This is a genomic window from Colwellia sp. RSH04, assembly GCF_003545765.1.
Lineage (GTDB): Bacteria > Pseudomonadota > Gammaproteobacteria > Enterobacterales > Alteromonadaceae > Colwellia.
In genome coordinates this window covers 366,909-380,769 of record NZ_QXIO01000003.1, presented here as the reverse complement: position 1 = coordinate 380,769, position 13,861 = coordinate 366,909, and the positions used below count along the sequence as shown (strand labels likewise).

Sequence of the window (13,861 nt, the reverse complement as noted above, 5' to 3'; positions counted from 1 at the left end):
AATATAAGTATAGCTGCTTCCTTGCAGATAGCCGTATTATAAGCTCAAAAAATACACCTATTTAACCTTGTTATAATAAAATTTCTTTTAAAGCAGGCTGACTTAAAAAGTTAACTGGACTCGCTGATGCACCATAAGCACCTGATTGAAAAATAATAAAGTAGTCTCCTATGTTGGCTGTAGGTAGTGTTACCTTTTCTGCCAAAATATCAAGAGGAGTGCATAAAGGGCCAACTACCGAGACGGTTTCGGTCGAGTCATCAATGGGAGTGTGCTGTTGCTCAAGCCTTACAGGATAGTTTTTTCTAATCACTTGCCCAAAGTTTCCTGAATTAGCTAAATGATGATGTAACCCCCCATCACAGACAAGATATTGCTGCCCGCGCGATTCTTTTTTGTCGATAACCTTAGTGACATATAACCCAGCTTCAGCGACTAAGTGTCGCCCAAGTTCGATAACAATTTCGATGTTAGCTAAGTTACTTTGGTATTGGGTCAATGCTGAAGTTAAATGCTGAAAAACCTTGTCTACTGCTAAAGGTTTTTCATGACTAAAATATGGTACGCCTAGGCCGCCACCTATGTTGATGTAAATTAACTGTTTATGATTGTGTTGCTGTGCTAAAGAAACCAGATTATTGGCTAACGAAAGCGTTTGCTTTTGGCACTCAATAAGCGCATCGGCATTGAGGTTTTGCGAGCCTGAATAAATATGAAAGCCGCAAAGTTTGATGACCGTGTGATCTATCTCTTGAAGAATGGTGTCAATATGCTCTTCATCAATGCCGAAAGGTTTCGAGCCTCCAGACATTTTCATTCCTGAAGCTTTTAATTCAAACAATGGATTTACGCGAATAGCGATGTTGGCTTTTTTATTCAAGCTACTCGCAATTGTTTGAATAGATGATAATTCGTTTGTTGATTCTACATGCAAAGTCACATTAGCTATGATAGCTGAACGTAAGTCTTGCTCTGTTTTACCAGGACCTGCAAAACTAATGTCTGTTGCAGAAATATTGGTTTGTAATGCTAGTAGCATTTCTTGAGTTGACGCAACATCAAAACCAGAAACATGCTGTGCAATCATGTGTACTAGGCTTGGCAGTGGGTTTGCTTTTATTGCATAGTGCAACTTGACTTGAGGAGGTAATAAGACTTTTAAAGCGTCGATTCTATCGATAATTTGTTGTTTATCATAAACATAAAATGGCGTACCACCTAGCATTTGGGCAATATGATCAATTGAATGGTCAGCCACTGAAATAGCGTTATTTTGTATAGTAAAATTGTGTTGATGTGCCATAGTTTTATTATCTGTTTTCATTGTCAAAATGTTACTCACTCATCTTAGCTGCTTACAAGTTGGCTAGGTAGTTTAATCGCACTTTATTTCTATCAATTTTACCATTAGCATTGATTGGAAATTCATCAATAAAATAGAGCTCATGGGGTTGCATATAGTTAGCAAGCTGTTTTTTGCATGTTTGATTAATTTCTTGCTTTAGTGCCGTTAACTCATGAGCTGATTTATGTTGTTCTGCTAATTGAACTTGCGCAATAATTAATTGGCCTAAATGACTATCAGGCTTGCCAAAGACAACGGCAGTTGATACTACGCTTAAGCTAGATAAGCATTCTTCAATTTCGCTAGGGCTTACACGATAACCTGATGTTTTTATCATTTCATCGTGTCTGCCAACAAAATATAAGAAGCCATCGCTATCTTTTTTGACATAATCACCCGAGAACACGGCAATGTTATTGGCATTGCCATAGGGCTTAAAACGCTCTTTCGTTTTAGCAGGGTTCTGCCAATAACCTAAAGTGACTAATGGGCCAATATGAACGAGTTGACCTTCTTCGCCTACATCGCATTCTGATCCATCTGAGCGTAATACTTTAATCTCTGCATTGGGAATCGCTTTACCTATAGAGCCGACTCTCTTATCTATTTCATCAGGCGAAAGGTATGTTGAGCGAAATGCCTCCGTTAAGCCATACATAAGGAATGGTTTTGCCTTTGGCATTCTAGTTCGTAATATGTCAAGGTGCTGCTGTGCTAATACACCACCAGAATTAGTAAAGTAACGTATAGACTTTACTTGTTGCTGCTGCCAATTAATTTGACATAATTGTGACCAGAGAGCAGGAACAGCTGCTAAGCCTGTAATATCATACTTTTCAATTGCGTTTATGACATCTTTAGCAAATAAATAATCAAGTAAAATACACTGTGCCCCGACTAAAAAACTGCAGGTTAGTTGGTTTAAACCGTAATCAAAGCTTAATGGCAGTACGGCAAGAATTTTATCTTTGGCAGTGTTTTGTAAATACTGACTTACTGACTCCGCACCCAAAATTAAATTGTGATGACTGATCATAATCCCCTTAGGGTTACCAGTACTTCCTGAGGTGTAAAGAATACAAGCTAGATCATGAGAAGAGCGATCTCTACCCTTTGGTAGACTCGACTCTATAGCCGTTACGTTTTTTGGCCATTCGGTGAAATTAATGATTGGAAAATTATCAGAAAATTCTTCAATGTCTGTTGAATTAGCATCAATGATGATTATATTTTCTATTGAGCTTAGTGATGGCAGTACCTTAGCTAAACCTGCCAACCTTGCTTTGTTTGTTACTAAGGTCTGAATTTGGCAGTCATCAACAATATGTTGAACTTGAGCAGACTTTAACACGGGGTTTATTGGCACAAAAATGAGTTCAGCGACTGAACAAGCGAACATAGTGACAACATTTTCTATATTTTTATTAAGATAGATACCAATACGTTGTTCAGGTTTAGAAAAACGAGCTAGATAGCAAGAGAATTCTTGAACTTGAAGATGTAATTGCTGATAACTAAGCCTGTTTTCTTTGACTTGCAATGCTGTTGAACGTGGTGTTAACTCAGCACGTTGACTGATCAGTTCATGAATATAGTTAAGCATTTATCATCCTGATGACTTAGATCGAAAGGCCCTAAATCGTAGAAAATTATCCTACAGGTATTATGGCAATGATTTTGCGTATCAAGCAAGTAATTGTTTGAGTAAAAACTTTAAAGAGAAGCTTAAGTTGGCTCGTGATTAGGTGTGTTTATAGGCAAGTTTAATCGGTACTATTTCTAGGGCTGTTTGTAATCCTACTTTGTATAAATCATGTTTTTGTTCTTTATTCATTTTAAAGTCAACCGCAGAGTACTCACCTATATTGATTACAATAGTATTATGCCAAAAAGTATCATTTATGTATTCGCGTGAAATAGTAGTCATGAATGTTCTAATAAGCAAAGTTACGTAATTAAATATTGGAAAGAAACCATTCACATTTAAACTGTCGTATTCATGTTCACCGCGTAATCGAAAACATAGAACGGGTGTACCCTGATGATCCCAATCTCGATGCAAGGCATCTTCTGAAAGAATACTTCCATCAACCATAATACGTTTGCCAAAGGGTTTAAAACTAAAAACTAGTGGAATTGACATAGAAAAGCGCACTGCTTGAGAGACTTTCATATCGGGTGTACGTTCTGCATCGAATATAACGGGTTTACCATTAGTGACATCGGTAGCAACTACATGAAGTTTCATTGATAATTGGCTAAATGTTTTACCTTGTAAATGGTGATCTACCCATTTTTCGAAAGCATCCCCAGAACTCAAGCCCCCATGTCGAATTAATTTAACCAGAGAAAACTCTCTAAATTCATTGTAGTTTGTTTGCAAGGCTATTTTTTTGATGTCATTAATTGATAATCCAGCGGCATAAAAGCTAGCGATAATACTACCACCTGAAACACCGACCAGATCGGTAAAAGGAACATCAAGAATCTCTAATGCTTTGAGCACCCCTAAATGCGCAGGCAGCCTTGTGCCTCCACCAGCAAAAATAGGGACAATGCTTTTTTTCATTTAGTCTCCTTAATCCATTAACTAAGCAGCGCATGACCTTTATCATATGCTTTAGTGCTAAAATGAGTTAACAGTGAAGTCATCGATAATTAACAAGTAACCTATGGGTATCTTGGTATTAATTATGGACAATCTTGGTAATTTTGCGAAACTGAACATAAGAAAAGTGAATACAACGAGATCGTTAGGTCTAAGGGTGGAGAAACATGGAACGTTTAGTTCAATGGATAGTACTAGTTGCTATGCTAGTAAGCTTTCAATGTCAGGCTGATTTAGTGACGGTTGTTGCTAAAGTGAAACCGTCTGTTGTCGGTATTGGTACTCATACACCTACTAGCAGGCCGCAGAATGTATTACGAGGCACAGGGTTTGTTATTGGTGATGGAAGTTATATTGTCACGAATGCACATGTATTACCTGAAATGCTTGATGATGCCTTATTGCAAAAAATGGCCGTTTTTATTGGCTCAGGTAGAGAAGCTAAAGTTAGGCAAGCAGAGACTATTGCAACATCTCAGCGTTATGATTTGGCGCTACTTAAATTAGAAGGAGCGCGATTACCTGCGCTAACGTTAGCTCAAGGTGCCTTTATTCCAGATGGCACTTCTATTGCTTTTACTGGTTTTCCTATCGGTGCTGTTCTAGGGCTATATCCTGTAACTCATCGAGGGATTATTGCTAGTACTACACCTACTATTGTGCCCGTGCCATCAGCAGGGCAAATTAGTATTAAAATGCTAAAGAGTTTACGAAACCCATATTTAGTTTACCAGTTAGATGCAACGGCTTATCCGGGTAATAGTGGTAGTGCTATGTATGATCAAAAAACAGGTGAAGTGGTTGGCGTTATTAATAAAGTCTTTGTGCAAGAGACTAAGGAAGCCGTTATCGAAAAGCCGAGCGGTATTACTTATGCTATACCTGTTAAGTATTTACATCAATTATTACAAGAGCATGATATTTCTTTGTAATGAGGAAGTCATTAACAATACAACCCCTATAAGGTTATTGCCAATATCAGAAAAATCACCTCTTACTCACTAACCATTCCACTGTGTTTTGCTAGTGAGTTTGTAGGGTATAAGCGTGAAAGTGGCACTAGCTCAATATTATATTGCGCTAAGGTAGGGATGAGTTGCTGTAAATTCTCAATAGTTTCTGGGTGAGGGTGTGCAATAGCAATGGCAATTTGACGCTTATTTGCCAATTGAATCAACTCTAAAAACTGCCCTTTGATATATTCACTGTCTAATTGGTTGTCTAGAAAAACATGACGAGCTTTAACGGGTACACCGAAGTCTTTTGCTGCTTGCTCTGCTTGAGATTTAGGGCTTGTTTTACTATCTAGAAAAAACAAATCATTTTGTTTTAAAAATAACATCGTCCAAGCCATTGGCTCATATAACTCAGTTAGCCGACTTCCCATATGGTTATTAATACCTATGGCAAATGGAATTTCCTCAAATGACTTTTGTAAACTTTGATAAATAGCCCTTTCATCCATATCAATGGTTAAAGCGCCAGGGCCTAATTTTTTGCCATTGGTTGCTTCCATCGGAATATGCAAAAGCACTTCATGATGATTTTCATTGGCCGCAACAGCTAATTTTTTGCCAAAAGTGGTATGGGGCAATATTGAATAGGTAATATCTCCCGGTAGGCTTAATGCATGTTTGTCGGTATAGCGGTATCCCATATCATCGATAATAATGGCGACTCTAGCAGGTGAATTCGCTAGGGTAGAACAAGACAAAAGGCAATAGCAGAGCAGGGCAGAAAGTATTTTTTTCATATTGATAAATAGCTCTTATATAAGAAGATAGGGAAACAGATAAACGGTAACATTAAAACGACCTATTTACACCATAGCTTAGGATTAACCGCTTTACCGCGATGACGAATTTCAAAATAGAGCCCCGATTGTTCTTGGCCACCACTTTGTCCAACTAACGCAATTGGCTCTCCGGTTTCTACTCGATCACCAACAGATTTTAAAAGTGTTTGATTATGAGCATATAAGCTCATATAGCCATTGCCATGGTCAATTACCGTTAATAAACCATAACCTTTAAGCCAATCTGAAAATAAAATTGTACCGTTATGAATTGATTGCACTTGTCTGCCAATAGGGGCTGATATCATCATCCCTTTCCAGGTTAAATAGCCTTGCTTTCGGCTACCAAAACGATGGAGCATTCGCCCTTTTACTGGCCAAGATAATTTTCGTTTTAATTTACTTAACCCGGTGAGGCTTATTTCAGCTTGTATTAATTGACTTAGCTTTTGTAACGCAGCGTTTAAGTTATTTTCTTCAGATTTTAGTTTAGTTAATTGCTGTTGACTAGATAGTAACTGCTTACTTAAGTTGGCTAAGGTTTTACTACGTTTAGCTTTAGTGCTTTTGAGTAGTTTCGCTTGTTGATTTTGGCTGACTTTTAGTTGCTCAAGTTGTTCAATTTTTTCTTGATGTGCAGTAGTGACTTCTAATAACTGCGCTATGGTTGTTTGATACGTCTCTATTTCTTCAATGCGCGCTTTATTTAAATAATGATAGTAACTTACGGTACGTTGAATTTTTTCGCTTTGCTCTTGATTAAGTAATAGCTTTAAATAATCGTGTTGGCCAGTGGTGTAGGCAGAACGTAACTGTTTGGCTAATAAGGATTCTTGTTTAATTTTTTCTTGGGTGAGTTGTTGTTTTTCTTTTGCCAATACACTGATTTGTTGCTGGCGCTCTACTAGCTGATTCTCTATATTGTTAATGGCTCTTGCGACTTTAGCAATGGCCATATCATCACGTTTAAGCTCTTTTTCTAAGGCGCTTCGCTTTTTATTAGTATCAAAAATATTTGATTCTTGTTTAGCAATCGCCTTTTGTATGTTTTCGAGTTTCGCTTTGTTTTCTTGTTGTGCCTTTTCGTTAGCGTCAATTTTCTCTGCAGCGAACGGCATAGCATTAGCAAAGAATAAGCTTACGCAAAGCAAGCTTATTCTCGTTATTGAGCTTTTTTTAGGTTTTCGCCAAAACTTGGATATACAACAATTTTTTCTCATGGTTACCGAGTGTAATGATTTAAACCTTACTTGGCTAGCTTCATTAAAACAGAACCGGTCATTTCTTGTGGTTGCTCCATCCCTAAAAGGTGCAGTAACGTAGGTGAAATGTCGCTTAACGTACCTGATTCTGCAGGTATCGCCTGACGACCTACATAAATGAGTGGTACTGGTTCACAGGTATGTGCAGTGTGTGCTTGACCTGTTGTATCGTCAAGCATTTGCTCGGCATTGCCGTGATCAGCGGTAATTAAACATTCGCCGCCTGTTTTCTTCAGTGCAGCAACAACTCTTCCTACCGAATAATCTACCGCTTCACAGGCTTTTACCGCAGCGTCAAAGTCACCCGTATGACCGACCATATCGCCATTGGGGTAATTACAAATAATCACATCATGTTCACCACTCTCGATGGCTGCGACTAATTTATCGGTTAACAAGTTTGAATTCATTTCAGGTTGTAAATCATAAGTGGCTACCTCTGGTGAAGGCACTAAAATACGTTCTTCACCTTGGAAGGTGTCTTCTTTGCCACCACTAAAGAAAAATGTAACGTGCGCATATTTTTCAGTTTCTGAAATGCGTAATTGTGTTTTTTGATGTTTCGCTAACCACTCACCTAGCACATTGTTTAATGCTTCTGGCGCAAATGCGCAGCTAGTATCAATGTCAGCAGAGTATTGAGTTAACATAACAAAATCAGCAATGTTTGGTACTTTGTTACGATTAAAACCATCGAATGCTTGTTCAGTAAAACAGCGGGTAAATTGACGTGCTCTATCGGCTCTAAAGTTCATGAATATCATGGCATCGTTATCATTCACTTCAATGGTATTGTTTTGTTGATCAGTAATTGCGCTGGCACTGACAAACTCATCGTTCTCATCACGATCATAAGCCGCTTTTAAAGCGGATACCGCATCAGGAAATTGGTAATCTGCTTTGCCCTCAACCATCAGGTTGTATGCTTTTTCAACACGATCCCAACGTTGATCTCTATCCATGGCGAAGTAACGACCGATAACTGAAGCAATTTGTGCTTCAATACCATTTTCTTCACTTATGTTAGCTAACACTTGTTGTGCTTTTTCTAATGAAGCTTGAGCACTGCGTGGTGGTGTATCTCGACCATCAAGAAATGCGTGTAAGTAGATTTTTTTCGCACCACGCTGTTTTGCTAATTCTAATGTAGCGAACAGGTGTTCTTCGTGGCTATGCACCCCACCAGGAGATAATAAGCCAAAAACATGAACTGCGCTGTTATTTGCTACCGCTTTGTCTATTGCTTGGCAAAGTACAGTGTTTGTTTGAAAGTCGCCATCAGCAATGGCTTTAGTTATGCGGGTAAAATCTTGATAAACCACTCGGCCTGCGCCTAAATTTACATGACCTACTTCTGAGTTACCCATTTGACCTTCAGGTAATCCAACAGCCATGCCAGAGGTGTTAATTAACATGTTTGGGTAATTAGCGGTTAAATCATCAAGCACTGGGGTGTTTGCTTGTAAAATGGCATTAGCTTTACTGTCTTTTCTATAGCCCCAGCCATCTAATATCATTAGTACCATTGATTTTTTATTCGCCATAAGAGTTTCCTGCAGTGTCGTTAATTGCGAGTGAGTGATTAAATTGGCGACATTGTACACGCTCGAAAAGTCTTATTCACCAAAGAAATGTTCCAAGGCTATTTACTAAAAGGGATATCGGCAGCGTTAAGCTCGCATTTTTAAGAGACTTGGGTATAATGTGCCGATTCAAAATTTAAGATAATTACGGTTGAGATTAATGGAAGAGTTACTTACATTTGCGGGTAATAATGCAGTATTGAGTGCTGTTTGGGTTGCACTAGTTGTGATGATCATCGTCACAACCATTAAAATGAAAATGTCACCTATTAAACAAATTAGCCCTCAAGATTTAACATTTTTAGTGAATCGTGAAGAAGGTGTGACATTAGATATTCGCGCAGAAAAAGAATTTAAAACTAGCCATATTTTAGATGCGGTTAATTTATCTAATGAAAAAATAAGCCAAAATGGCTTTACTAGCCTTGAAAAGCATAAAGATAAACCCATCATTGTAGTGTGTAGTGCAGGAATTACTGCTGCAAAAGTGGCAAATGATTTATTCAAAGCGGGTTTTGGAAAAGTAAGTATCCTTAAAGGGGGTATGAGTGCTTGGATTAACGCTGGCTTACCTGTAACTAAAAACTAAAAACTAAAAACTAAAGAACACAATTGAGGTAGTTATTAATGGCAACAGTTGATATTTATACCAAAGCGTATTGTCCTTATTGTACGCGAGCTCTGGCATTATTAACGCATAAGTCAGTTCAATATAATGAAATTAAAATTGACGCTAACCCTGAACAGCGTGAAAAAATGATAGAACGTAGTCAAGGTGGTTATACCGTACCTCAGATTTTTATAAATAATAAACATGTTGGTGGTTGCGATGACCTTATGGCTTTAGAGTACAACCAACAGTTAGACCCATTACTAAATGAACAAGCAAAAGCTTGATTTGATATATAAATATTAGGAGCCCATCATGGCTGAAGAAAACCAAACAGAACAAGCTGCCGCTGCTGCAGGTCCACAATTTGCGATTCAACGTGTATATACAAAAGATGTTTCTTTTGAAACACCTAACTCACCAGCTATTTTTCAAAAAGATTGGCAGCCAGAAATTAAGTTAGATTTAGATACGCGTTCTAACAAGTTAGCTGAAGATACTTTTGAAGTTGTTTTAGCGGTTACTGTAACGGCGACAGTTGAAGGTCAAACTGCATTTTTAGCAGAAGTTCAACAAGCGGGTATTTTTACTATTGCTAATATGGAAGATACTCAAATTGCTCAAACAATTGGAGCATTCTGTCCAACAACGTTATTCCCATATGCGCGTGAAAGTGTTGCAAACTTAGTTAACCGTGGTTCATTCCCGCAATTTAACTTGGCACCGGTGAATTTTGATGCATTATATGCTTCATACGTGCAACAACAAGCAGCTCAAGCGCAAGCTAATGTACCAGAGAGTACTGAAACACATTAATTTTTAGCCTAACATTTCACAGGTTGTCGATGAGTTTATCTGCAAAAATTACGGTTCTAGGGGCTGGCTCTTATGGCACTGCCTTAGCTATTTGTTTAGCGAGAAATGGTCATCAGACTTTGCTTTGGGGACGAGACGCAACTCAAGTAGAGCAAATGACTGCCACTAGAGAGAACGCTAAATACTTACCGGGATATACATTTCCAGAAAGTTTACATTTAGTGCAAGATCTAACTGAAGCCGTTCAAGCCAGTGATAAAATATTATTAGTGGTACCAAGCCATGTGTTTGGCGATATGCTAAAGCAAATAAAGCCACTGTTAAGGGCTGATACTAAAATTGCTTGGGCAACAAAAGGTTTAGATCCGCAATCAGGTGATTTGTTGCAAACGGTTGCTCAAAAAGAACTCGGTGAAGATATTTCATTAGCTGTGTTATCAGGGCCAACTTTCGCGAAGGAAATGGCAGCAGGTTTACCAACTGCTATTTCACTGTCGTCTAATGATGAAACGTTTGTTGCTGAAATTTCTGATTTACTGCATTGTGAAAAGCGCTTTCGCGTCTACTCAAACACTGACTTTATTGGTGTTCAACTTGGCGGTGCGGTAAAAAATGTTATTGCCATTGCGGCTGGTATTGCTGATGGTATAGGTTTCGGCGCTAATGCTAGAACAGCACTGATTACCCGTGGTTTAGCAGAGATGACTCGCTTAGGGTTAGCATTAAATGCTCAACCAGCAACCTTTATGGGTATGGCAGGCTTGGGTGATTTAGTGTTAACGTGTACCGATAACCAATCTCGTAATCGACGTTTTGGTTTAGCATTAGGCCAAGGGCTTGAAGTTGAACAAGCGATGACTGATATTGGTCAGGTTGTTGAAGGTTATCGAAACACTAAAGAAGTGTATATGCTGGCTCAACGTCATCGTGTTGAGATGCCTATTATTGAGCAAGTCTATCAAGTACTTTATCAAGGAAAAAATGCTAAATTAGCTGCAGCTGATTTGCTTTCTAGAGATAAGAAATTTGAATAGCGATAAATATAAATTATGAGAAAGCCCTGTATTAAAATGATGCAGGGCTTTTTTTGTGCTTTTTACGCGCTATACCATTGTCTGCAATTAATGCCTTGCCTGAATGGGCGTAGGCACTTAACCTCAGTTCAGGTTAAAAGATAAATTATTGTTTGAAGTTGTTAGACTTGTGTCTCTGAGCCTTTAGCCTCTTGCTAAGAGATAGCTTTCTTATACGGATTGGTCTTAATTCGTACACTAAACAGCATTAGGAAAACCAAGTTGGCGCCATGCATCATACACAATAACGGCAGTAGCATTTGATAAATTCATACTGCGGCTATCTTTAAGCATTGGAATACGTATTTTATCTTCATCAGGGATTTGTTGGCGAACATCTTCAGGTAAACCACTGGTTTCAGAGCCAAATAATAAGTAATCACCTTTCTTGAAAGAAACATCATGGTAAAAATTAGTTGTTTTGGTGGTGATAGCCAAAACACGCTCAGGTTGTTCGTGTTCTAAGAACGCAGTATAGTTTTTATGGCGCTGAATAGCGGCAAACTCATGGTAATCTAAACCGGCTCTTTTTAGCTTTTTATCATCTAAATCAAAACCTAATGGTTCAATTAAATGTAATCTAAAGCCTGAATTAGCGCAAAGGCGAATGATATTACCGGTATTAGGTGGTATTTGTGGTTGAAAAAGAACAACGTCGAGCATGAGTGTCATCACGTAAATTAATAATTTCGCTAGTATAACCAAAGAACATGTATTTTAGAATGTTAGCTATTGTTTGGTGGTTAATTTATGGTTTTTTTAACGCTATACTGCATATAAATATAGCCATTAAGCTACATTGTAATTTTTAATGATTTAGGGACTATGTATCTTGGATAATAACAACCTTTCCTCAGAAGATTATGCATTTTGGGTGCGGTTAGCCGCTATCTTTTCCTCCAGTGTCGCATTGCTACTTGTTGTTATTAAGCTCTACGCATGGTTAGTTACTGATTCTAGTGCGATGTTAGCGTCAACGACTGACTCTATTCTTGATTTATTTGCGTCGGTTATGAATATCGTTATTCTACGTTTTGCTTTAGCTCCTGCAGATAAAGAGCATAGTTTCGGGCATGGTAAAGCAGAAAGTTTAGCGGGGCTTGTACAGGCTGCCTTTGTACTTGGTTCTGCCATTATTTTAATTTTTAGTGGTATGTCTCGTTTAATTAATCCTCAGTTTATTGTAAAAAGCGAAGTGGCTATTTGGGTTACTGTTGCCGCGATAGTACTAACGTTATTATTAGTCGTTTTTCAGCGCTTTGTTATTAAAAAAACAGGTTCGATTATTATCAGTGGTGATGCATTACATTATCAATCTGACTTATTTTTAAACTTAGGCGTATTGGCTGCAATATTTCTCAGCCAAGGGATCTGGTTGCAAGCAGATGGTGCCTTTACTATCGCTGTGGCAATTTATCTATTAATAGGTGCAGGAAAAATAATCTTCCAAAGTGTTGGTCAACTAATGGATCGTGAATTAGTTGATGAAGATTTAATGAAAATAAAAGATATTGTTATGAAGAATAACCAGGCTAGGGGTATACATGAACTGCGAACAAGACAATCAGGAGCACAACGGTTTATTCAGTTTCATTTAGAGTTAGATGATGATTTATCTTTATATGAAGCCCATGCAATTGGCGACCAAATTGAAGCTAGGCTACTTGAAGCATTTGAGCCATGTGAAATATTTATTCATCATGACCCAAGCTCCGTTGTTAAGAACGAGTTAGAACAACAAGTAAGTTAAAACGCTACCTTGATTGATGAAGTGAAAACCACGCTAAACAATGGTTAATCGCTTGGTTTCTAATGGTGTCTGTCTCGAAAAATAACTCATGATAAGCCCCTTCAATAATAACAGGCTCAGTTGATGTGCAATATTGTGGCTTAATATTGTTTAATTGCTGGCAAAATATATGCTGAGCTTGGTTATTTATCACAGTATCTTCTTTCGCTTGTAAAACTAAAAGAGGTGTTGTGATTTGTTCTAGGTTGTCCAGTATCGCTTTTTGTGCCTCAATACCTTCAATAAGCCATTGTAAAGTAACGCCACCTAACTGAAGGTCAGGAGTTGTCTGATATAAGTTTGCAAAGGCACTGTAGCGTTGCTTTGAATGAGTTAGATGGTTTTCTTCAAAGGTAATTACATTGTAATTTTTCTGGCCAAAAAAGTACCAAGCATGCTCACTGACTTTCTTATTAATAAAATTGGCTACTTGAATCAGTTTTTGCGTGAAATATTTTGGAAGGCTTCCTGTATTGAAACCAAACATAGGCGAAGCAAGTAACGCAGCGTTTATCGAAATCGTTTTTTCTTGTAAATATCGTGTTGCAATGGCTGCTCCCATCGAATGGGCAAGAATAAAGGTGGGTGTCTTATCTACTTTGACTGAAATTTCTTCAATAAAATATTTTAAATCAGTAATATAGTCTTGAAAGTGAGTAACATAACCTTTATGTAAATTCTTCTGTAAACGCTGCGATAAACCTTGACCACGATGGTCAATGATAAAAATATTATATCCTTGTAAAAATAAATCGTAGCTTAATTCTTGATATTTTAGATAGCTTTCACACCTGCCAGGTACAATGATAATCTTTTTAGAATGTGCTGCATTAATGAAATAGACATAATTAATACGTACTTGATCAACACCTTTAAAATGAGAAAAGTGACCTGTTTGCCAAAAATCAGCAATAACGGTAGCAAGGTTTTCAGTTAATTGTTGCTCACTACTGAAGCTAATTTCAATAGCCATAAAATAT

Annotated in this window: 14 protein-coding genes; 6 read left to right on the top strand and 8 right to left on the bottom strand. The window is 37.8% G+C overall.

Annotation, left to right across the window (positions count from 1 at the left end; translation table 11 throughout):
* Window positions 1-70: 70 nt before the first annotated feature.
* The 3 genes from D1094_RS07280 to D1094_RS07270 all read right to left on the bottom strand — a co-directional run bounded on the left by D1094_RS07280 (window position 71) and on the right by D1094_RS07270 (window position 3,914).
* Window positions 71-1,324: a pyridoxal-dependent decarboxylase, exosortase A system-associated gene (locus tag D1094_RS07280; protein WP_182440123.1), complete on the bottom strand. Its 1,254-nt coding sequence runs from the start codon at window positions 1,322-1,324 to the stop codon at window positions 71-73.
* A gap of 31 nt (window positions 1,325-1,355) precedes the next feature.
* Complete coding sequence (locus D1094_RS07275) at window positions 1,356-2,948, bottom strand: acyl-CoA ligase (AMP-forming), exosortase A system-associated (RefSeq protein WP_118959427.1); 1,593 nt, start codon at window positions 2,946-2,948, stop codon at window positions 1,356-1,358.
* A 138-nt stretch (window positions 2,949-3,086) separates the two neighbouring features.
* Window positions 3,087-3,914: a patatin-like phospholipase family protein gene (locus D1094_RS07270; protein WP_118959426.1), complete on the bottom strand. Its 828-nt coding sequence runs from the start codon at window positions 3,912-3,914 to the stop codon at window positions 3,087-3,089.
* A 206-nt stretch (window positions 3,915-4,120) separates the two neighbouring features.
* Here D1094_RS07270 and D1094_RS07265 point away from each other — a divergent pair, with 206 nt between their 5' ends.
* The gene (locus D1094_RS07265) at window positions 4,121-4,885 is read left to right on the top strand and encodes a serine protease (RefSeq protein ID WP_118959425.1); all 765 of its coding nucleotides are present in this window, start codon (window positions 4,121-4,123) and stop codon (window positions 4,883-4,885) included.
* A 62-nt stretch (window positions 4,886-4,947) separates the two neighbouring features.
* On the opposite strand, the gene D1094_RS07260 is transcribed toward D1094_RS07265, so the two are convergent.
* The 3 genes from D1094_RS07260 to gpmI all read right to left on the bottom strand — a co-directional run bounded on the left by D1094_RS07260 (window position 4,948) and on the right by gpmI (window position 8,554).
* A complete protein-coding gene (locus D1094_RS07260; protein WP_118959424.1) occupies window positions 4,948-5,706 on the bottom strand; it encodes a divergent polysaccharide deacetylase family protein in 759 nt (252 codons plus the stop codon).
* Between the two features lie 62 nt (window positions 5,707-5,768).
* A complete protein-coding gene (locus tag D1094_RS07255; RefSeq protein ID WP_259337853.1) occupies window positions 5,769-6,899 on the bottom strand; it encodes a murein hydrolase activator EnvC in 1,131 nt (376 codons plus the stop codon).
* 95 nt (window positions 6,900-6,994) lie between these two features.
* On the bottom strand, window positions 6,995-8,554 hold the full coding sequence (gene gpmI / locus D1094_RS07250) for a 2,3-bisphosphoglycerate-independent phosphoglycerate mutase (RefSeq protein WP_118959422.1): 1,560 nt from the start codon (window positions 8,552-8,554) through the stop codon (window positions 6,995-6,997).
* 199 nt (window positions 8,555-8,753) lie between these two features.
* Here gpmI and D1094_RS07245 point away from each other — a divergent pair, with 199 nt between their 5' ends.
* The 4 genes from D1094_RS07245 to gpsA are packed head-to-tail and all read left to right on the top strand — an operon-like array spanning window position 8,754 to window position 11,053.
* The gene (locus D1094_RS07245) at window positions 8,754-9,182 is read left to right on the top strand and encodes a rhodanese-like domain-containing protein (protein ID WP_118959421.1); all 429 of its coding nucleotides are present in this window, start codon (window positions 8,754-8,756) and stop codon (window positions 9,180-9,182) included.
* Window positions 9,183-9,220: 38 nt separating this feature from the next.
* Window positions 9,221-9,490: a glutaredoxin 3 gene (gene grxC, locus D1094_RS07240; protein WP_118959420.1), complete on the top strand. Its 270-nt coding sequence runs from the start codon at window positions 9,221-9,223 to the stop codon at window positions 9,488-9,490.
* A 28-nt stretch (window positions 9,491-9,518) separates the two neighbouring features.
* Complete coding sequence (gene secB, locus D1094_RS07235; protein WP_118959419.1) at window positions 9,519-10,019, top strand: protein-export chaperone SecB; 501 nt, start codon at window positions 9,519-9,521, stop codon at window positions 10,017-10,019.
* A 29-nt stretch (window positions 10,020-10,048) separates the two neighbouring features.
* A complete protein-coding gene (gene gpsA / locus D1094_RS07230) occupies window positions 10,049-11,053 on the top strand; it encodes an NAD(P)H-dependent glycerol-3-phosphate dehydrogenase (RefSeq protein ID WP_118959418.1) in 1,005 nt (334 codons plus the stop codon).
* A gap of 237 nt (window positions 11,054-11,290) precedes the next feature.
* Here gpsA and trmL read toward each other — a convergent pair whose 3' ends face one another.
* Window positions 11,291-11,755 (bottom strand): tRNA (uridine(34)/cytosine(34)/5-carboxymethylaminomethyluridine(34)-2'-O)-methyltransferase TrmL, encoded by a 465-nt coding sequence (gene trmL, locus D1094_RS07225; protein WP_118959417.1) that lies wholly within the window; start codon window positions 11,753-11,755, stop codon window positions 11,291-11,293.
* Window positions 11,756-11,924: 169 nt separating this feature from the next.
* Here trmL and D1094_RS07220 point away from each other — a divergent pair, with 169 nt between their 5' ends.
* Window positions 11,925-12,842, top strand: a complete 918-nt coding sequence (locus D1094_RS07220) for a cation diffusion facilitator family transporter (RefSeq protein WP_118959416.1) — start codon at window positions 11,925-11,927, stop codon at window positions 12,840-12,842.
* Window positions 12,843-12,846: 4 nt separating this feature from the next.
* On the opposite strand, the gene D1094_RS07215 is transcribed toward D1094_RS07220, so the two are convergent.
* Window positions 12,847-13,854, bottom strand: coding sequence for an alpha/beta fold hydrolase (locus D1094_RS07215; protein ID WP_118959415.1), 1,008 nt, complete (start codon window positions 13,852-13,854; stop codon window positions 12,847-12,849).
* Window positions 13,855-13,861 lie beyond the last annotated feature (7 nt).